Source organism: Candidatus Symbiopectobacterium sp. NZEC135 (genome assembly GCF_025962695.1).
The window spans coordinates 63635-83925 of the sequence record NZ_JAGFPF010000008.1 but is presented as its reverse complement, the minus strand read 5'-3'; the positions used below and the strand labels follow the sequence as shown (position 1 = coordinate 83925).

Here is a 20291-nt window from a genome sequence, read left to right as displayed (position 1 = left end):
GATGGGCCGCAAATCCACTATCCATAAGCTGCCGCCTGATGTTCGCTCTCACATCGAGCGCCGGTTGCGTGAAGATGCGTTAACGCTTGATGAACTGATTGCCGATATCCGCGAGCACTTCCCTGATGCTGAAGATACCCCCTCACGCAGTGCGTTGGGCCGCTACAAGCAGTCGTTTGAGCAGGTGGTCGGCCGTATGCGCGAGCAAGACCAGATGGCGAGGTTGCTGGTGAGTGAGCTGGGCGAGAACCCCGACGAGAAAGCCGGTGCATTGATGGTGCAGGCTGTCACCACGCTGACAACGCATGCCACCTTCGCCGCCCAGTTAGAGGAAACGCCCGATATCGATACCGTTCGCCATCTGGCCCGTGCGGCAAAAGATGTGCTACAGGCCCGCAAAGCTTCACTGGATGAGCGTAAGGAAATCGAACGCACGGCCCGTGAACGCCTGTTGCAAGAGCAACAGGAAAACCTCGATCAAATCGCCAGTGCCCAGGGTATGAGTGAAGACCAGGTGCAGTTCTGGCGCGAGAAAGTGCTGGGGATCAAGTGATGAGCCAGCCGCAGGGTATGAAACCCCTTGCCTCAACCGTGCGTGTCGTCGAGTGGGACGAACTGCCCCCGCGTGCCAGGGATATTCCTTCCGACTTCAACCCGCTGGCCGACGGTGTGCTGATGGCGCACCAAGTCGAGTGCCTGAAGCTGGATGTGGCTATTCTCGCCATCCCCAAGGGACGCCGAACCGGCATTACCTATGCCTGGGGGCTTAACTCCACGCTGATCGCCGGTGCCCGCAAGTCAGCGGGCGGCAGCAACGTTTACTACATCGGTGACACCAAAGAGAAAGGACTGGAGTTTATCGGCTATGTGGCCAAGTTCGCCCGCGTTATCGCCCAGCAGCAGGCCACAGCGGTGTCCAGTATCGAAGAGTTCCTGTTCGAAGACCAGGACAACGAGGGTAATACCCGACAAATCACCGCCTACCGCGTGCGGTTCGCCAGTGGCATGCAGGTGGCAGCGCTCTCTTCCCGTCCGGCTAACATCCGTGGTCTGCAAGGTGTGGTTATCATTGATGAAGCCGCCTTCCACCCAGATGTGCAGGGCGTGCTGGATGCGGCAACCGCCTTGCTTATCTGGGGGGGGCGCATTGTCGTTATCAGTTCTCACAACGGTAAAAACAACCCCTTTAACCAGTTCTGCAACGACATAGAGGAAGGCCGCTATGGCGCGAATGCCGCGGTGTTTACGGTGACGTTCGATGATGCGGTGGCTAACGGCCTGTATGAGCGGGTGTGCGCTATGGGCGGCAAAGAGGCCACCGTAGAGGGGAAAAAAGCCTGGTATGAAGGCATCCGCAATGGCTACGGCCCGCGCAAGGCGGCGATGCGTGAAGAGCTGGATGCCATTCCGCGCGACGGCAACGGGGTGTGTATCCCCGGCGTGTGGATTGAACGCGCGATGCCGGAAGAACGCCCGGTGGTTCGCCTGGTGCTGGATGATGACTTTATCAACATGGGCGAGCTGGAGCGGCAAAGCTGGGGTGATGAATGGATAGACCGCTATCTGCGCCCGGTAATGGCGGAAACGCTGAACCCGGAATGCCGCCATGTGTTCGGCATGGACTTTGCCCGCCACCGTCACTTCTCGGCGTTAATGCCAATGGCCATCCAGCCTAACCTGCTGCGCGATGTGCCGTTCCTGCTGGAACTGAACAACGTGCCGTCAGCGCTGCAACAGCAGATTTTATTCTGGTTTATCGACCATCTTCCCCGCCAGTCGGGCGGCGCGATTGATGCCACTGGCCCCGGCATGGTGCTGGCCGAGTATGCCGCCGACCGCTACGGTCGCCCGCGTATCGCTGAAATCACCCTGAATCGCCAGTGGTACGGTCTGTGGATGCCCAAGTTCACGGGGCTGTTTGAGGATTCAATGATCCTGTTGCCGCGCGATGAAAACGTGGCGCAGGACTTGCGCACGGTAGAGAACATTGATGGCGTGCCGATGGTGGCCCGTCTGGAGCGTAAAGACCTCAAAGACCCCGAACTGGTGCGCCACGGTGACGTGGCCATCGCCGGGTGCCTGGCAAACTATGCCGCGCTCAATCTGTCCTCGCAGATCGAGTTTCAGTCAGCGGGGGCGCGAAGTATTTACCAGCATATCAATGGATATGGAGCCAGCCCGCAGGGCGGTGAGCTAACGGATACCGGCTTTGGCACGGTGCGCGGCATGAATGATTTTGGAGGATTTATATGAGCCTGTGGCAACGCGTTAAGGATAGGGTCAAGCGGCCAAAACTGGGTCAGGAGATTGCCTCAACCGGCGACGGCAATGATATCACCCGCCCGTGGCTCGGAGCGCTGGCGCTTTCGGATGACAGCGTTCTGCGCCATCGCGGCTCTCAGGATTTGCAGATCTACCGTGAGGTATTGACCGACGATGAAGTGAAATCCGCACTGACACAACGGCAGGATGCAGTGATCTCACGTGAGGTGCAGGTGGATGCTGGGGGTGAACAGCCGATTGATATCGAAGCCGCGGATGCCATGCGCCAGCAGATTGAGGCAATCGGGTTTGATCGGGTGACGCGCCTGATGCATTACGGCGTTTTCTACGGGTATGCGGTTTCTGAACTGATTTACGGCGTCAAAGATAACCTGCTGTGGATAGAGGACGTCAAAGTGCGCGATCGCAGGCGTTTTCGCTATACCCCAAAAGGTGAGTTGCGCTTACTGACCCCGCGCAATATGGCTGAAGGTATCGAGTGTCCGCCGCCTTACTTCTGGCATTACTCTATCGGTGCCGATCATGACGATGAACCCTATGGTCTGGGGCTGGCCCACTGGTTGTACTGGCCGGTATTCTTCAAACGCAATGGCGTTAAATTTTGGCTGACATTTCTGGATAAGTTTGGAATGCCAACGGTGGTAGGAAAATATCCTGAAGGGGCTACAGATGCTCAGAAGCGAGACTTGCTGGCATTGACGCGAGCATTGGCCACCGACACCGGTGTCGTTATGCCGGAAAAAATGCTGGTCGAATTACTGGCCGCTGGCCGTTCCGGGGCAGCAGATTACCAGTCATTGTATAACGCGATGAATGAAGCCATCCGGCGTGTTGTGGTCGGGCAGATTTCCAGTTCCGGCGGTACTGCCAAGGGCATCGGCGGTGATGAATCACTGCAATCGGATATTTTGAACTCCATTGCCAAATCGGACGCCGATCTGATTTGCGAGTCCTGGAACCGTGGCCCTGGCAGATGGTGGACGGAGCTGAACTTCCCTGGTGCTGCTGTCCCACTGGTTTCCCGCATCTTTGATGAGCCGGAAGACCTCAAATCACGCTCTGAGCGTGACAAGAATATTGTCGATGCGACCGGATTCAGGCCGACGCTGGCCAACGTGACGGACACCTATGGTGGTAATTGGGAAGAGAAACCCCAGTCTGTACCCGCAGTAACGTCACCGACAGTCAGCTTTGCCGAACATGACGAACCCGACGCCACCACCTTGATGGCCCGCCGGTTGAACAAAGAGCTACAGCCTGTCACGGATAAGTGGATTGAGCAGATACAGACGATTGTCGACAAGGCAGAAACGCCGGAGCAGCTGCGCGACGAGCTTACCGGTCTGCTGCCCGAAATGAACCTCGACGACTACGCCGAAACCCTTGCACTGGCGATGAAAGCCGCTGCACTGGCAGGTCGCAATGACTTGCTGGAGGAAATGAATGGCCGGTAACGTCAGTTATGGTTCGCTCCCGTTCCGTGAGCAGATTGCCTTTTTCGAGCGCAAGCTCAACATCAAGACTGATGCCTGGACGGATGTCTACGGTGCCAGTCATGACACTGAGTTTATGGTCGCCGGTGCCAATCGTGATGACCTGCTGGCCGATCTACGCACAGCGGTAGAAAAGGCGAACACCGGCGGCACGCTGGAGCAGTTTCGCAAGGAGTTCGCGGCGATCGTCCAGCGCTATGGCTGGAGCTATAACGGCGGTTTCGAGTGGCGCTCCCGCATCATCTACGAAACCAACCTGCGTTCGTCCTATATGGCAGGTCGCTTTCAGCAACTGATGGCCATGCGTGAAACGCATCCCTACTGGGAATACGTTCACAGCGATGTGGTTGAAGAGCCGCGCGAAGAGCATCTGGCATGGAACGGTATGGTGCTGCGCTGGGATGACCCGTGGTGGCTTTATCATTTCCCCATCAATGCCTGGGGATGCCAATGCAGCGTCATTGCACGAACAGAAGACGACCTGAAGCGGATGGGGAAAACCGGCCCGGACACCGCGCCACCCATTACCTTTGTTGAGCGGGTTATCGGACAGCGTAGTCCAGGCGGACCACGTACCGTGTTTGTGCCGCAAGGCATCGATCCGGGCTTTGAGCATACGCCAGGGCGCACGCGCGTGTTCAGCCAAGTGCCGCCTCCGCGTGGCGATGATCCGCTGGCTGCTGATATCGCGCCGGACGGTCTCTCGACACCGGCAACGAATATTCCTCCTTTGCCGTCACCTCAACCCGCACCGCAACCATCGGCCAGCGATAACGCTATTGAGGCGTTTCTGTCCGCGTTCCAGGCATCGCTTTCGCAACCAGCGGTGTTCCTTGATGCAGCGGGCCAGCGCCTTGCTATTGGCGCTGAGATGTTCGATGCGCCCTCGGGGATAGGACAAATTGCCGCGTCAGACCAGTTACTGTTGCTGGCTCAGGGGATTCGATTCCCGGATGAGATCTGGGCGCAGGTGGTGTTTTCTCCCGAGCAACAGCAGTCCGTTGTCCACCATCGCTATCTGGCCCGCTTCCAGTCGCCGGGGACTGACGTGTTATCGGTGGTGTTTGAAACCGGCGCAGATGGCTGGGCCGGAAGCATTGCAGCCGATGAAACCCTGTTGCAGTCCCTGCGCAGTGGTGTACTGATGTATCGCCGGGAGAATTGATATGGCTGGCGCAACCCTTGCTCTGGATTATCGTGATGCGCTTCAGGTGCTTCTCGCTATCGAAGAGACCGTGAAATTTCCCCAGGCTATGCTGCAAGGCATGGGGGAGAAGCTGCTGGAGTTTCACCAGCAGCGCTTTACGGAACAAAAATCGCCTGATGGCACACCGTGGCAGTCGCTTTCAGCCCGCTATCAGAAGCGCAAGCGCAAGAACGCTGATAAAATTCTGACCCGCGACGGCCATCTGCGTAATACGCTGCGCTGGCAGGTGAACGCCAATGAGCTGCTGTTCGGCACCGATCGAGATTATGGTGCCATCCACCAGTTTGGCGGGACGATACAGATTAAGTCGCGACCTCAGCAGGCGTACTACCGCACCAAACGCAACAGCGACGGGAAAACAGAGGTGGGCAATCAGTTTGTCAGTAAGAAAAAGTCGAACTTCAGCCAGTGGCATACACTGCCCAATTACAGCATCACGATCCCGGCGCGTCCCTGGCTGGGGATTTCAGCCACAGACACCGAAAGATTGCTGGAAATCGCCCGCCAATCGTTCCAGAGGAAAACAGGGGGATAAATCGCTCTGTATGCCATTGTGCGCAGTTTGAGGCGCAATGGTCGCGGGAATACGTTCCGGGCTTATTATAATAGCTTTTAATAACGCTCTCGGGCGTATCCCTTGCGTCTCCTTCACTGCTTTCGCTGCAAGCCCCCGGAAATTATCTGTCCGGGGGCAGATTACCCCCAAGCCCCTGTGCGCCATCATCGTTGCATTATTGAATTGCGGACGACGATGAAATGCCTCAATCCACTGCCACCTTGCCTGTATTTCGCCCCGGCACGCATACCGCGATGGACGGGCGCAACGTCACATTCACCCTGGACGACTGCATTGACCTGGCAACCAGCTATGACCCGACGCTGGCCGAAGCGCCATTTGTTGTTGGTCATCCCAGCCTGACGGCTCCCGCTTATGGCTGGGCAGCCCGCTTTGAGGTGCGCGATGGACTGGTCTATGCCGAGCCCAAGCAGGTCGTCCCTGCCTTTGCGGAAGCCTTCAATGACGGGCTTTATAAAAAACGCTCGTTATCCATTTATCTGCCTGACTCGCCCGGTAATCCCAAGCCTGGTCATTACTACGCACGGCACGTCGGTTTTCTCGGTGCGGTGGCACCGGCGATAAAAGGTTTACCGGATGTGCAATTTGCCGAAACCGGAGCCGAGAACGCGCCTCTGGAGTTCGCCACCGAGTGGGAGGCAGAGAACCTTGCCGACGTGCTGCGGGGATTGCGCGATTACCTCATCGAAAAAGAAGGCACCGAGCGTGCCGAACAAATCCTGCCGCAGTGGCGCATCAAATCCATAGAAGAGATGGCCACCCGGTCGGACAACTCTGTTATTCCCCCACTGGCATATGCCGAGGAGCACATCGTGGATGAAAAAGAAAAGGCGTTGGCCGCGCGTGAACAGGCGCTGGCCGATCGCGAAGCCGCCCTGGCGGCTAAGGAAAAGAACCCGGGCACAAAACCCCCTACTGGCAGGGAGGATGAACTTGCCAAGCGTGAGCTGGCACTCAAGGAGCGCGAGGACAAAATCAAAGCCCAGGAACAGGCCAATAAAGAAAAAGAAGAGAAACAGCGCCGCGACGACATCACCTCGTTTGCGGATGGCCTGGTGAAAAACGGCAAGATCCTGCCGCGCCACAAATCCACGCTGGTTGAGGTGCTGGTCGGCCTTGACCACGAACCGATCTCGTTTGCCGATGGCACCGCCACGATCAGCGAGAAGCCGGAAACCCTGCTGCGCAAGCTGCTGGAAGAAAAGCCCACGGTGCTGGACTTTGCCGAGAAGTCACCCGGCACAGGCAGTGCCCCTGTGGATTTTGCCGATGCCGAAGCGGTGGCATCAGCAGCCCAGGTTTACCAGGCTGAGCAGAAAAAACTGGGGCGCAATGTCTCCGCGACCGATGCCGTTCGCCACGTTCAAGGGGGTGCCAAGTGAATATTCCAGGACTGATCACCGCGTTTCGTGCTTCCGGGGCATTCGTCAAGCGCCGCCTGGTGGTACACGGTGCCAGCGAGGGGCTGGCTGCACAGGCCGTAGATGGCTCTGCGTTACTGATTGGGGTGACGACCGATGTGGGCGCCAGTGAAGGCGATCATGTGGATGTGATCCGCTCGGGTCTGGCTCTGGTTGTCTACGGTGGTGCCGTGGCCGCAGGCGATCCGCTGACATCGGATGCCACCGGTGCCGCCGTTCCTGCCGAGGCGGGCGACTTCTTTATCGGCTATGCCGAAGTGGCAGGCGCAGCGGAAGAAATTGGCTCGGTGTGGATTGCGCCAGGGCAACTCCCCGCAGCGGCAGGCGGTTAATACGCTTGCGACAGTATAAACCGCTCCATAGCCGGGATGAGCTCCGGCACGTTGATTACCCAGGCTGGAGAACGCCATGAGCAAGCTGATATTGACCGCCGCACAGATTAAGTCACTGGCCGAGTTCGCGGCAAAAGAAGGGCAACCCGCATACACGATAGCGCACGGCACTATCCCGGCGTTTGAGGCGGATGACGGTACGCAGATGCCGGAGTATTCCGGGCTGCTGGCTTATTCCGATTCTGAAAAATCCGGCGTTCTGCAACTGGACGATCCCATTTAATCCGGCGGGATGCTTGTAAGCCTCCGGGCAGAGCACTGCTTATTCTTTATTACTGGAGAACATCACAATGGCTGGTAACTTTCCCTTTCCCGTCGACCCCGCGTTGACCGCCATCACGATCGCGTACCGCAATATGTCGCTGATTGCTGATGATGTGCTGCCGCGTGTGCCGGTGGGCCTCAGCGCGTTCAAGTGGTGGAAATATGACATCGCTGAACGTTTCACGGTGCCGAGTACTCTGGTGGGACGCAAATCGCAGCCGAACCAGGTAGAATTTCCGGCCAGCGAAGAAACCGACTCAACCAACGACTACGGGCTGGATTCCCCGGTGCCGCAGGACGATATCAATAACGCCCCGAAAAACTACGATCCACTGGGGCATGCGACTGAGGCGACCACCGACCTCATTCTGCTTGATCGCGAAGTCCGCGCTGCCAATCTGGTGTTTGGTGCTGCCAACTACAACGCGGACAACCGCGTCATCCTGGCTGGTAATGACCAGTGGAGTCATGCCGACAGCACGCCCATTAATGCCATTACCGATGCGCTCGACTCTCTCATCATGCGCCCGAACATTGCAATCTGGGGCCGCGCTACCGCGACTGCGCTGCGCCGTCACCCGTCCGTGGTGCGTGCCTACAACGGCAGTACCGGGTCGGATGGCATGGTGCCACTGGCGTTCCTTAAAGACCTGCTGGAGCTGGAAGATATTCTGGTTGGTTCAGGCTGGGTCAATGTTGCAAAGCCCGGTAAGCCGGCACAACTGGTGCGTGCCTGGGGTAGCCATGCCGCCTTTATCTACCGCAACAAGCTGGCCACAACCCGTGGCGGGATCACCTGGGGCATGACAGCCCAGTTCGGCAATCGTGTTTCCGGCTCTATCCCTGACCCGGATATGGGGCTGCGCGGTGGTCAGCGCGTTCGTGTGGGTGAGTCCGTGAAAGAGTTGGTGGTGGCCAAAGACGTCGGCTACTTCTTCCAGAACGCGGTAGCGGCGTAAGACGATGGCCACGAACTGGTATATCTCGCTGACGCAGTTGGCCGAACGTCCGGGCACGGTCGAACTGTCTCAGGTCGCGCAGCAGATAGGCAAGCCTGTTGCACGACCGGAAATCCTTGATGCGGTACTGCGCGGCGAAGAAACCAGCCAGTGGCCCGCCGACCAGGTCAATGTGGCACTCGATGCCACAACCCGCATTGGTGATGCTGTTGCAGAGGCCCAGACGCTGATTGACGGTTATCTGCAACAGCGCGGCTACAAACTGCCGTTAGCCAACATTCAACCCATCCTGACGTCCTGGGCGCGATCTATCGTCCGTTACAAGCTGCACGCACACCGTATCTCCGATGAACGAACCGACCCCATCGTGCGCGATTACCGCGATGCGTTGAGGTTTTTGCGTGAAGTCGCTGATGGGAAATTCAGCCTGGGTCTGGGGGATACGCAAAAACCTGCGGGCGGTTCGCCGCAGATAACCGGCCCCGGTCGCACATTCAGCATGGATTCACTGAGGGATTACGGCAAATGAGCAGCGCACCGTTTGATATCTCCCTCATTGTGGCCCGCCTCCAGACGATCGACCCGCAGCCGTTCACCCTCATCGGTACGGTGGTCGAGTACAGCAAAATCACCGACCTGACGGGCTTCTCAACCCCTTCAGCTTATGTGCTGATGGGGCCGGAACAGGGAGAGCCTGGCTCAGGCCGTGCCCAGGTGGCATCGATGGTGTTTGGCGTGGCCATTGCTGTGCGCAATTACAGCGGTGACGGTGCCATTGCCCTGGCGCATGAATCTCATCCGTTGATTGGCCAGGTTCGCGATCAACTGATCGGTTTTTTGCCGTCGAAGATGCACACCACGCCGGTGCAGTGGCTACGTGGTGACGTACTGGACTATGACGCCGGGACGCTGGTGTGGATGGATATCTTTCAGACCAAACGAGTCATCGGAGGCATGCGATGCCAAAAGTAACCCTCACTGCGCCGCACACGCACAACGGTAAAGGTGTTGCCGCAGGTGAAACCATCGAGGTGAGTGACCGCGAGGCTGACTGGCTGCGCGACCACCACCTGATTTCTGTGCCCGCCGACAAGGCCCAGGCAGTTAAAAACGTAAAGCAGGAGAATGACGATCATGGCACAGCCTGAAACGTACTTTTACGGCCAGGGAAAAGTCTTCCTGGCAAAACGCGATGCCAATGGCAAACCGAAGGCATGGCGCTGGATTGGTGATGTCTCGGCTTTGTCCCTGGCACTGACGGTGGAGAACCTGACGCATCGCGAATCTTACAGCGGTCAGCGTGCAACGGTACGGCGTTTCCCAACCAGCAAGGACGGCACCGTCACCTCAACGTGGCATGACTACAGCCCGCAAAACCTGGCTCAGGTGCTTTACGGCGAGCAGGCCGTCATTCCGGCAGGCACGGTGACCGGCGAAGCCCTCGGCAGCAATATCGCCGCCGGTGATCGCCTGACGTTGGCCCAGCAGAATGTCAGTGATGTGGTGATCGGGACATTAGTGGCCGGAACTGACTATGAAGTGGATGCGGTATATGGCGCTGTCACCTTTCTGACCGCACAGGCGGGTGCAACGACCGTGAATTACAAGTATGAGGGCGGCATCAATACCACGCTGTTCAGCGTCCAGCCCGAGAATCTTGCCCTGCGCTATGAAGGCATCAATCTGGCTGAAGGTGGTGCGGCGGTTATCGTCGAACTGTACAAGCTGGCGTTCGATCCCGTGGCAGCGCTGGCGCTGATTAACAACGATACGTCACTGGCAGCACTGGAGACCACGGCAGGCGTGTTGTTTGATACCGCGCGACCCAATGACCCGCTGTTGGGTCGTTTTGGTCGCATCATCCACGTCGCGGAGTCAGCGTAAATGAGCACGTCCAAAGAGACCCAAAGCGATCTGGAAACGCTTATCCCGGAACGCACGCTCACCATCGCCGGTGAAACAGTGACGGTACGCGAATACAGCCTGATGGATTCATTGGAGCTGCATGCGCCTATCACTCAACTGGTCTCGGCGCTGGCTGAAGTGATGAAATTACGGGCAATGGCGTATGACGAGGTTGCCGCACTGCTGGCGCAGCATGCCAGCATCATCCCCGTTCTGATCGCTCGATCCGTTGATAAGCCGGTTGAATGGGTCGCTGCTTTGCCTGCGCAGGATGGGACTACGCTGCTGGACTGGTTCTGGACGGTTAACCGGCATTTTTTTACGAGCGCTGCCGTCCGACGCCTCACCATTCTGGCCGCACAGGCAGCGCAGAGCGAACAGTCGGATTTGGACGCGTCTTCGCCACGCTCGTCAGAGAAGGACACGACGCCGAACGCCTCCGCCACTACACCAGCCGACAGTTAACGCTGTATTACCGCGAAGCGCTGCGCCTGCAAGGCCAGGACAGCGCCGGTTTTATTCTGGATGTTAACGCGGGGTTTGCGGGCGGAGATGCGGCAAAAAGCCGGATTAACGCACTCACAAAATAGTCTTTACAGGTGTATCAATGGCCACGGGCAATGATTTGAATTTAGCACTGCGTATCACTGCCGACCTCAATGAGGCAAAGAGTGCCGTTGAGTCATTGACCGGTGATATCAATAAGGCGGGTGCCGCCGCCAGCAGGGGTAATGCGCAATGGTCAGCCATGGTCGCCTCGCAGGAGGCGGCGGCGACCGCAGCCAAACAGCATGGCCAGACGCAAGCTGTACTGGCCGCTGAACTCGCCCGCGTCGGGGCAACTACCCAGCAAACCGCAGCCAGTACCACCAATTATCAGAATGCCGTCTCGCAGGCATACATCGCCGCCGAAGCACTCAAGGCCGCGACCAGTGATGTGAATACTGACCTGGTCGCACAACAGGCCGCACTGGCTGGATTGCTGGGCCGCATTGATCCGGTTGTCGGAGCCTATGAACGCCTGGATGAGATGGAACGGCAGCTCGGTGAGTTCAGCGCTGCCGGGTTAATCGGTGGTGACGACCTTGACGAGTACACCGCCCGCCTGAACGCCATGCGCGAGCAGGTGGAAAAGAACGCTTACGCCGCCAGTGAAGCGGGACAGCGGGAAGCGCAGGCCGCACGAGAATCCGCCCGCGCAGCACGCGAAGCCGCCCAGGTAGAAGCCCAGGCCCGCGCCACCAAAGAAGCCTTTATCGCGCGACTGCGCGAGCAAGCCGATACGATGAACATGACCACGGCTGAACTGCTGGAGTACAAAGCAGCTCAGTTGGGCGTCACTGCCGAAGCGGCTCCCTTTATTCAGAGGCTGACGGACTCCTCCGCCGCAATGAAGCGTGGTGGCCTCAGTGCTGGCCAATACGCACAGGCGATGCGTTTTCTGCCGATGCAAATCACCGATGTGGTCACTTCCCTGGCATCCGGGATGCCGGTATGGATGGTGGCCATCCAGCAAGGTGGCCAGATCAAGGACTCGTTTGGCGGCATCGGTAACACCTTCCGGGCACTGACCAGCCTGATAACCCCTGCACGTCTGGCGATGGGCGGACTTGCCGCCGCCGTAGCCGCTGTGGGTATTGCGGTTATCAGCGTGATGAACGATCAGGATGCATTCAATCGTGCGATCGCTCAGACCGGTAACTATGCCGGTGTTACCGCAGGCCAACTGGAGCAAATGGCCCAGCGCGGCGGAGCTCTCAGCCATAACTACTCACAGGTGCGGGACGTTCTCACAGGGCTGGTCAGCAGCGGTAAATTCACTGCCGACACCATTGATAGCGTGTCTCAGGCAGCGTCAGCGATGGCACAGCTCACCGGGCAGTCTGCCGATCAGGTGGTGAGCGAATTTTCGAAGATGTCCGACAGCGTCAGTGAGTGGGCTGTAAACAGCAACGATAAGTATCACTGGCTTGATACGGCTACCTATACGCGTATTCGTGCCCTGGAAGAACAGGGAAAAACCGAAGATGCCATCGAATTGGCCTCACAAGAATATAAAAGAGTTGCCAGCGAGCGTTTGCTGGCGTTAGAGAAAGAACTTAATTGGGTTGCCCGTGGCTGGAAGAATGTCAAAGACAGGATGGGTGAAGCAATTGAACGAGCTAAGCGAGGGGCCGCTAGTGCGGTTGGCGCTGAAAGTGCAAGTGAGGCTCGCACTAATAGAATACTTGAATTACGGGAAAAGCTAGCGAACGCTGGAAGTGATATCCAAATAGCCTCCAGAGGAGAAACATATCAGAATTTAGTAAGTGCGGACAAAGATGAGTTAGCGGCATTAGAGGCGGAAGAAGCTGCAATAAATGCGGTAGCTAATGCAGCATCTGAGCGACAGAAAACTGAAGAGAAAGCCAGGAAGGCTTATGACTCAATGGAGCCTGTATGGCGAAAAAATGCCACCGCAATGGATCAGGAGGCAGCGGCCCTTGACTCGTTGAAGAAAAAATACCAGGAAATGTGGGCTGCTGCTGGTTCTCAGGAAAAGCTACGTGACCTGGGCGTTACCTCAACCGATGGCCAGAACTTCTCTGGTGGCCAATGGGATGTTGATGTCGCCGCACTGGATACCTCCAATAAGAAAGCGCAGCAGTACAACGACACGTTACGTCAGACCATTGAGCAGAAAACTGCCATTACCCAGTTAGATAAAGTCGAAGCGGAGATCCGCTCCGGCTCACTGAAAGACGCCACGATAGAGCGGCAGAACGAAGCCCGTGCCCTTGCTCGTCAAGCCGATGCGCAAGATGCATCCATCAAAGCAGCCCGCGAAGCAGCTGCCGAAACCAAACGCTCTGCGGCAGAGAACGAGCGCTTTGTTAAATCCCTGGTCGAGCAAGCCTCAAAACACACCCAGGGCGCAGCGGCTACCCGCGCCCACGAAATCGCTACCCGTAATCTCTCCGCTGAACAACGCAAGCTGGCTGAATCGGCCCATGCGGCACTGAATGCGCGCGAGTTCGGTGACAAAAACCTGCAACTGCAAATGGAATACATGCGGGCATCGGGAGACAGCGCCGGTGCCAGCCTGTTAGAGGTTCGCAGCCAGTATAAGCAAATGCGTGATGAGTTCACCGCCAGCGGCAATACCGAGGGCGTGAACTGGCTGGATAAGCTGCTGCCGATGCAGGAAGCCAAAATCCGCACCGATGCACTGAAAAAGGAAATGGAAGACCTGCTTACCTGGCGCAGCCAGCAGGAAACCAGCATCCAGGCGCAGGTACAGGGCGGCTTATTAACTGAAATGGATGGGCGCCAGCGCCTGGTCGAATTGCACCAACAGGTAGGCGCCAAGATTGAAGGGTACCTGCCGAAGCTGCGCGAACTGGCAACCCAACCAGGCCAGGCGGGTGAAAACATCCGGGGCTTAATCAGCACGCTGGAAGGTGAACTGGGCAAGCTGAAAGAAAGCGGCAATCAACTGACGGTAGCGTTCAAGGATGGTCTCCAGTCCGGGCTGCAAAGCTCCATCATGGGTCTGGCCAAAGGGACGATGGATTTGGGTGATGCGGTGGGTAACCTGGCGCTGTCGATAGTGAACAGCATGGCGCAGATTGCCGCACAGCAGCTCGCGATGATGGCCACGTCGAGCTTGATGGGCGCGGGTGGCGGCGCGGGCGGTGGTCTCGGCGGATTGTTCTCCAGCTTCTTTGCCGATGGTGGTCACGTTCGCGGCCCTGGTACAACAACCAGTGACTCTATTCCTGCGATGCTATCCGATCATGAGTTTGTCACCCGTGCCGCAGTGGTTCAGCAGCCGGGTGCGCTGCCGTTCCTGCACGACTTTAACCAGCGTGGTATTGCCGCACTGGAAGACTGGGCACCGCGCGTTCGTCATGCGACGGGGGGGCTTGCCGGTATTCCCGCCCCGGTCTTCAATATGCCCGCCACCATCCCCGAACCCGCGCAGCGTCAGTCAGCCGCCGCGAATGATGGTGCTGGCATGCCGTTCCAGCAGACCCTGGTATTTGATGCGGGTGACGCTATGTCCGCTGGTCTGAAATCTCTGCGCGGTAAACGTGAGATGTTCACGTTTGTTCAGGCGAATGCACCGACGCTGAAGCAAATGCTGGGGGTGAAATAGTGGCTGACTTCATCACCTGGCTGGCAGAGCCCAACTGGACGGACGGCGTCACTGAGACGCTGGAGTGGAAAACGGATGTTCTTCAGTCACCCACTGGCGCAGAGCAGCGTATCGCACGTCGCCTGTCTCCGCGTCGTACCTTTGAGTTCAGTATCCTTGTCGGGGATAACGATCGCCAGCGTCTGGAGAATGCATTGTTTCATGCCGGTGCTGCCCACTGGAACATGCCGGTCTTTCCCGACGTGTCAGTGCTGCCTGCCGCGCTTGCTGCCGGTTCGTCGTCCCTCGCGCTCGATACCACGGGGCGTGACTTTTCAGCCGGTGGAAAGCTGTTACTGAAAAGAGGCATTGAGGTAGGTGCCCGGTCATCATTAGTCGCTATCGAGACCGTCTCGCCGGAAGGGGTGACGTTCTCCACTCCCCTGGCTGAAAGCTGGCCTGCGGGTACGCTGGTGTATCCGTTGCGCCTGGCGATGTTAACCGACCCGCCAGACTTCACCCGCTATAACGCCACGCTGGCCACGGCGCAGGTCCGCTTTCGGGTGGATGAACACAATGCTTTCAGCGATGACATTACCGACTTACCACGCTATCGCCAGCATCCGGTGCTGGAGCCTGATTCTGACTGGAGTGAATCCGTCACGGGGCAGTATGCCCGCCTGCTGCTGGAGCTGGATAACGGCTCCGGGTTGATAGCCCGGACAGACACCGCACGCCGTCCGTTTGTCGTGCAGTCTCATGCGTGGATGCCCATTGGTAATGAAGCCCATGCCACCTTGCGCCGCCTCTTCTATTACCTGCGCGGGCGTCAGCGGGCTGTCTGGATTGCCACACCAAGCGCTGATTTTTATCCCGTCAGTGGCATGAACGGCCATGCGATCGACGTTGAGAACGCCGGGTTTGCGGATTTGGGCGTTGTGCCAGGGCGACGTGATGTGCGTATCCGCCGTACCGATGGCACCTGCTTGTACCGCCGCATAACGGCAGCAGCCGTATTGTCGTCAACAACAGAGCGCCTGTTGCTCGATGGCGATGCCATTAGCCTGGCCCTTGACGATATTGAGTCCATTTCCTTTATGGCGCTGTGTCGCCAGGAGTCCGACTCGGTGGAGTGGCAACACGTCACGGACACCGACGGGCTGACCACCGTAAGCACTACGTTCAGGGGGATCCGGGATGAGCTGGAATCAGTTTGAGTATTCAACCGCCGATGGTCGCCCTGTCACGCTCTATGAGTTCGTACGGGGCGATACGCTGTCCTACCGCTACACCAATGCGGACAAAGATATTTTACTCAATGACGTGGTGTGGACAGCGCAGGCGATCAGCGACAGCGGCCTGAGCGCAGGCAGCGGCGACAACCTCGATGTGACGGTGCCCGCCGAGAACGCGGTGGCGCTGCTGTTTCGTGGTGTGTCTCCCTCCCGCGCGGTGCGTGTGCGTATATATCGCTGGCATGTGGATGACACCAGCGCCGAGTTCAGAACGGTATGGGTGGGCACCATTAAAGAGGCAAAGCGTGAAGCCATTGATCGCACCCGCCTGGTGACGGCCAGCCTGGCATCAACATTCAGCCGCGTCGGGCTGCGGTTGACCTATGGCCGCGCCTGCCCGCATGCGTTGTATGACCACAACTGTACGGTTGATCCGGCCAGTTTTGGAGTCTCCGGGCTGGTCATTAGCAGCCTGGATGGCGCTGAAATTACCGTCACCCTTCCGGCGGGGCTGGAAAACGGCTGGTTCACGGGGGGGTATGTTGAATGGGAAACCGACGGCATCACCGAGCGGCGCGGCCTGAAAGTGCAGGATGGCAATGTGGTCGGTGTGATTGGTGGCACATCGGGTTTATCCGAAGGGCTGGCCATTACGTTGTTTCCAGGCTGCAACCGGACAATCAGCCAGTGTGCGGAGAAGTTCAGCAACCATCTTAACTACGGTGGCCAGCCGCATATGCCAGGCAAATCCCCGTTCACCATTATCAAGTTGTTTTAGGAGGCACTGTGGAACCCTTTTCCTGGCTGGTTGTGGCCAAGTATGTCGGCTTATTGGCGGCTTCCTATTTTCTGAATGTTGCGCTGGCTCCCAAGGCTAAGAACTCCTCGCCAGAGGCGGCAACGGAAGAGGACTGGGAAATGCCCCAGCCGACAGAAGGGACGGCGCAGTGTGTGTTCTTTGGTGACTGCTGGACGGAAGACTGGTTCGTTCTGGCTTATGGCAACTATCGCTACGATGCGATCAGAAAGTAAGGGGGCGTTATGTTGATCACGATGGAGCATATCCGGGCAGGCGGTGGCTGTGCCCCTGGGCTCAGAGCCTTTTTCAAGCGTTACTCGCTCGACCTGAAAGCGTTCCTGGCGAACGGCGGCATTGATTCAGCGTTGTTTCTGGCCACCGGCGATGCGCTGGCCATCAATATTGTCCGTCTGGCTGAAGCTCAGGCCAGACAAGATGAGGTGAAATAGGGTGGGCGGTAAAGGGTCTAAAAAAGTCACCGTGGGCTATCGCTATTATTGGGATATCCAGGCAGGGCTTGGTCGAGGCCCGGTAGATGAAATCGTTGCCATCACGGCTGACGATAAGAATGTCTTTGCAGGCACTGCGGGGCAAATCAGCAGTAATACGTCTCTTTATATCGATAAGGCGGGCCTGTTCGGCGGCGATGACACCGGCGGCGAAGGGGGTATTCAGGGCACGTTTGAAGTGATGATGGGAGGACCAACACAGGAGCCTACTCCGGCATTGCTGCGTTTGCTTACCGGACTCGTCCCCGGTTTCCGTGGCCTGGTGACAACGTTGTTTAGTGGCCTGGTGAGTTGCTACAGTGCCAGCCCGAAGCCCTGGAAATACCGGGTGCGTCGTACCGATAAAGGGTGGGACAAGGGAGTTGTGTGGTATCCAGAAAAACTCAAAATCACCCTCAGAAATGATGATGCACAACTCAACACCAACTACCTGTTAAACGATAACTGGCCTCCTGTTGTGTTGGATGAAGAGGGTGAGCCTGAGCCCCCACTGCCTGGCGAACCGACGCGTGATGAGATCAGGACGGAAGCCAGTGAAGCGATACAGGATAACTTACGCACGATTCTGGCCATGAATCCCGCGCACATCCTGATTGAGTGTGGCAGCAACCGTGACTGGGGGCGTGGCCTGTCTCTCGAAGACGATTTCAACCTGGACAGCTATAAGGTTGCTGCTGATCGCCTCTACGATGAAAAGTTCGGGCTGTGTTTTCGCTATAACCGCCAGGACTCTCTGGATACCTTTGTTCAGCAAATCCTCGACCACATCGGTGCGGCACAGTACGGTGATTTGTCTACGGGCAAAATGACGCTGAAGCTGATACGCGATAACTACAATCCTGCTGACTTGCCCCTGTTTACCTATGACAATGGCATCATCGCGGTGCAGGACGATGACAGTACCAGCACGGACTCGGCCCCGAATGAAATCGTCGTGACGTTCCGCGATCCGGTCACCAATACCGACGGCACGGTGCGGGCGCAGAACCTTGGTTCGATTCAGTCCGTCGGGCTTATCTCCAGCTCTACCGAGTACAAGGCTATTCCGACTCAGGAACTTGCCGCCCGCGTCGCACAGCGCGATCTGGAAATGGGGGCATCCGGGTTAACCCGTCTGGTCATCCAGTTCGACCGTCGTGGTGGTAGCCTGGCCCCCGCCAGCGTATTCCGTGTTTCTCTGCCCGATCGCAACATTGCCAATATGGTCATGCGAGCCAGCAAGATAACAGAGGGAGAAAACGGGGCGTTGACCGTCACAGCGGTACAGGATGTTTTTGGGCTGCCAGCAACGTCATACAGTAATGGCAACCAGGGCAGTGAGTGGACGCCGCCAGACCAGTCATTACATGCCGTCAGTGATGTGCAGTTGATTGAAATCCCCTACATGATTTTGGTTGCAACGTTGAGCACTGCCGAACTCGACTATCTGAAGGCCGAAGCGGGTTATGTTGGCGTATTGTCTACTGCCCCCACGCCACTGTCTGTTAACTACCAGTTGCAGACCCGCGCCGCCGGAGCCGCGTTCGCTGACCGGGGGCTGGGCGACTGGACGCCATCGGGTATAGTGCTGACCACCATGACGCGGTGGACGGATTCGATGCATATCTCGTTGCAACGTCTCCCCGCCATCGGCACGGGGATCATTGTGGGCGACGAGATCATGCGTATCGATGCGGTTGACGCAGAGAACAATCGCCTGACGGTGGGCCGTGCCTGTGCGGATACGTTGCCAGCACAACATCCGGCAGGTACGCGGGTTCGTTTCTACACCGATGCTATCGAGTCAGATAACGTCGAGTACATCACCGGGGAAAACGTGGAGGTGCGCCAGTTAACGCGCACCAGTGCTGAGATGCTCGATACGGCACTGGCACCGGTATCAACGATCGTGATGAACCATCGCCAGTCTCGCCCCTACCTGCCAGGGAATATTCGTATCAATGGTGCTCTTTACCCTGCTTCAGTGGCTGCCGCTGTCAGTTACTCGCTGACCTATGCCCACCGCGATCGCCTGCTTCAGGCTGACCGGTTAATTGATTTCACCGAGGGCAGTATCGGGCCAGAGCCTGGCGTGCAATATGTCATCACGCTGACCAATGTGGCCACGAGTGTTGTGGTCTGGACGAACACCACGACGGATGAAGCCGTGGCGCTGCCGTACAGCACAGAGACGGAAAGCGAAGATGCTGCTACGCACATTCTGACGCTGTGGAGTACACGAGACGGCACAGAATCGCTGTATCGCTATCAGGTGACATTGCCAGTCGGCGTTTATGCTCCCGTACCGACGCCAGAGCCAGAGCCAGAGGGGAGCCTATGAGCCAGGAAAACTATTACTACGGCCAGGGGAAAGTCTATCTCTCTAAGCGTGATAGTGACCGTCGCGTGAACTGGCGCTGGATTGGTGACGTTTCCGCCTTAAATGTAACGCTGACCCATGAGCAGCAGGTCGGGAAAATCTCTCGTGGCGGGAGTGTATTGCAGGCAAACCGGTACATTACCGCCAGGAACGGCGGCATCACCGCGACATGGCATGACCTGTCAGCCGATAATCTGGCCATCCTGTTGTATGGCGAACAGTATCAATACCGGCAGAGCTGGGCAGGTGATGAGGCGTTACCTGAAGGCATTGTTGCCGGTGACCGCGTTTGTCTGGAATTCCAAAACGTGCGTGATGTGGTGCTGTCCGGGTTAACTGAAGGTGAGGACTACATAGTTGATGCTGACTTTGGCGCGATTGAGTTTCTCACCACTCCCGCCGAGCAGCCGGTGTTCGCCAGTTATGACTATGCCAGCTATAAAACCATTCCGGTATTAACCTCCACGCCGGGTGAGTTTGCGTTGCGCTATGAAAGTATCAATCTGGCCGAAAATGACCGGAAAACATTGGTGGAATTATATCGCGTTAATATCGACCCGGTTGGCATGCTGGAGCTGATTAATACCGGGAATACCCTTGTTGGGTTGGAAACCACCTCATTAATCCTGCCTGATTTGCAGAGAGCCCCCTCTCGGCAATTGGGTTTATTTGGCCGTATCTCAATGAGCAATGATTTCCGGCTGATTACTTATAACGATGAAATCGATTTTGATGGCGAGCATGACTTTGCCTATTAACCGCACCAGGGGA

21 protein-coding genes are annotated in these 20291 nt (G+C 57.4%); all 21 read left to right on the top strand.

From position 1 onward, the window contains the following. The first annotated feature begins 1 nt into the window (after position 1). The 21 genes from J5224_RS06955 (at position 2) to J5224_RS06855 (ending at position 20278) form a co-directional block, all read left to right on the top strand. Positions 2-553, top strand: a complete 552-nt coding sequence (locus tag J5224_RS06955; protein WP_264624672.1) for a DUF3486 family protein — start codon at positions 2-4, stop codon at positions 551-553. Continuing rightward, positions 553-2253: a hypothetical protein gene (locus tag J5224_RS06950; protein WP_264624671.1), complete on the top strand. Its 1701-nt coding sequence runs from the start codon at positions 553-555 to the stop codon at positions 2251-2253. The genes J5224_RS06955 and J5224_RS06950 overlap by 1 nt, the downstream gene beginning before the upstream one ends. Beyond that, positions 2250-3737 carry a DUF935 domain-containing protein gene (locus J5224_RS06945; protein WP_264624670.1) on the top strand — a complete coding sequence of 496 codons (1488 nt, stop codon included), beginning with the start codon at positions 2250-2252 and terminating at the stop codon, positions 3735-3737. Before J5224_RS06950 ends, J5224_RS06945 begins: the two co-directional genes overlap by 4 nt. Continuing rightward, positions 3727-4941: a PBECR2 nuclease fold domain-containing protein gene (locus J5224_RS06940; protein ID WP_264624669.1), complete on the top strand. Its 1215-nt coding sequence runs from the start codon at positions 3727-3729 to the stop codon at positions 4939-4941. The genes J5224_RS06945 and J5224_RS06940 overlap by 11 nt, the downstream gene beginning before the upstream one ends. A gap of 1 nt (position 4942) precedes the next feature. Further along, the gene (locus J5224_RS06935) at positions 4943-5518 is read left to right on the top strand and encodes a phage virion morphogenesis protein (RefSeq protein ID WP_264624668.1); all 576 of its coding nucleotides are present in this window, start codon (positions 4943-4945) and stop codon (positions 5516-5518) included. 221 nt (positions 5519-5739) lie between these two features. After that, positions 5740-6942 carry a hypothetical protein gene (locus tag J5224_RS06930; RefSeq protein WP_264624667.1) on the top strand — a complete coding sequence of 401 codons (1203 nt, stop codon included), beginning with the start codon at positions 5740-5742 and terminating at the stop codon, positions 6940-6942. Further along, positions 6939-7313: a capsid cement protein gene (locus J5224_RS06925; protein WP_264624666.1), complete on the top strand. Its 375-nt coding sequence runs from the start codon at positions 6939-6941 to the stop codon at positions 7311-7313. Before J5224_RS06930 ends, J5224_RS06925 begins: the two co-directional genes overlap by 4 nt. 76 nt (positions 7314-7389) lie before the next feature. Then, complete coding sequence (locus J5224_RS06920) at positions 7390-7596, top strand: hypothetical protein (protein WP_264624665.1); 207 nt, start codon at positions 7390-7392, stop codon at positions 7594-7596. 67 nt (positions 7597-7663) lie between these two features. Beyond that, the gene (locus J5224_RS06915) at positions 7664-8596 is read left to right on the top strand and encodes a major capsid protein (protein WP_264624664.1); all 933 of its coding nucleotides are present in this window, start codon (positions 7664-7666) and stop codon (positions 8594-8596) included. A gap of 4 nt (positions 8597-8600) precedes the next feature. Beyond that, positions 8601-9125 (top strand): gp436 family protein, encoded by a 525-nt coding sequence (locus J5224_RS06910; RefSeq protein WP_264624663.1) that lies wholly within the window; start codon positions 8601-8603, stop codon positions 9123-9125. Next, positions 9122-9568 carry a hypothetical protein gene (locus J5224_RS06905; RefSeq protein WP_264624662.1) on the top strand — a complete coding sequence of 149 codons (447 nt, stop codon included), beginning with the start codon at positions 9122-9124 and terminating at the stop codon, positions 9566-9568. The genes J5224_RS06910 and J5224_RS06905 overlap by 4 nt, the downstream gene beginning before the upstream one ends. Continuing rightward, a complete protein-coding gene (locus J5224_RS06900) occupies positions 9556-9744 on the top strand; it encodes a hypothetical protein (protein WP_264624661.1) in 189 nt (62 codons plus the stop codon). The genes J5224_RS06905 and J5224_RS06900 overlap by 13 nt, the downstream gene beginning before the upstream one ends. After that, the gene (locus J5224_RS06895) at positions 9731-10480 is read left to right on the top strand and encodes a hypothetical protein (RefSeq protein ID WP_264624660.1); all 750 of its coding nucleotides are present in this window, start codon (positions 9731-9733) and stop codon (positions 10478-10480) included. Before J5224_RS06900 ends, J5224_RS06895 begins: the two co-directional genes overlap by 14 nt. Beyond that, the gene (locus J5224_RS06890) at positions 10481-10966 is read left to right on the top strand and encodes a DUF6631 family protein (RefSeq protein WP_264624659.1); all 486 of its coding nucleotides are present in this window, start codon (positions 10481-10483) and stop codon (positions 10964-10966) included. Positions 10967-11108: 142 nt separating this feature from the next. Next, complete coding sequence (locus J5224_RS06885; RefSeq protein ID WP_264624658.1) at positions 11109-14639, top strand: phage tail length tape measure family protein; 3531 nt, start codon at positions 11109-11111, stop codon at positions 14637-14639. Continuing rightward, a complete protein-coding gene (locus J5224_RS06880; protein ID WP_264624657.1) occupies positions 14639-15835 on the top strand; it encodes a hypothetical protein in 1197 nt (398 codons plus the stop codon). Before J5224_RS06885 ends, J5224_RS06880 begins: the two co-directional genes overlap by 1 nt. Further along, the gene (locus J5224_RS06875) at positions 15816-16631 is read left to right on the top strand and encodes a phage BR0599 family protein (RefSeq protein WP_264624656.1); all 816 of its coding nucleotides are present in this window, start codon (positions 15816-15818) and stop codon (positions 16629-16631) included. Before J5224_RS06880 ends, J5224_RS06875 begins: the two co-directional genes overlap by 20 nt. 32 nt (positions 16632-16663) lie before the next feature. After that, the gene (locus tag J5224_RS06870) at positions 16664-16885 is read left to right on the top strand and encodes a hypothetical protein (protein ID WP_264624655.1); all 222 of its coding nucleotides are present in this window, start codon (positions 16664-16666) and stop codon (positions 16883-16885) included. 9 nt (positions 16886-16894) lie between these two features. Beyond that, the gene (locus J5224_RS06865) at positions 16895-17101 is read left to right on the top strand and encodes a hypothetical protein (protein ID WP_264624654.1); all 207 of its coding nucleotides are present in this window, start codon (positions 16895-16897) and stop codon (positions 17099-17101) included. Position 17102: 1 nt separating this feature from the next. Then, entirely contained in the window at positions 17103-19481 is a 2379-nt protein-coding gene (locus J5224_RS06860) for a hypothetical protein (RefSeq protein ID WP_264624653.1), read from the top strand. Further along, positions 19478-20278 carry a hypothetical protein gene (locus J5224_RS06855; protein ID WP_264624652.1) on the top strand — a complete coding sequence of 267 codons (801 nt, stop codon included), beginning with the start codon at positions 19478-19480 and terminating at the stop codon, positions 20276-20278. Before J5224_RS06860 ends, J5224_RS06855 begins: the two co-directional genes overlap by 4 nt. Positions 20279-20291 lie beyond the last annotated feature (13 nt).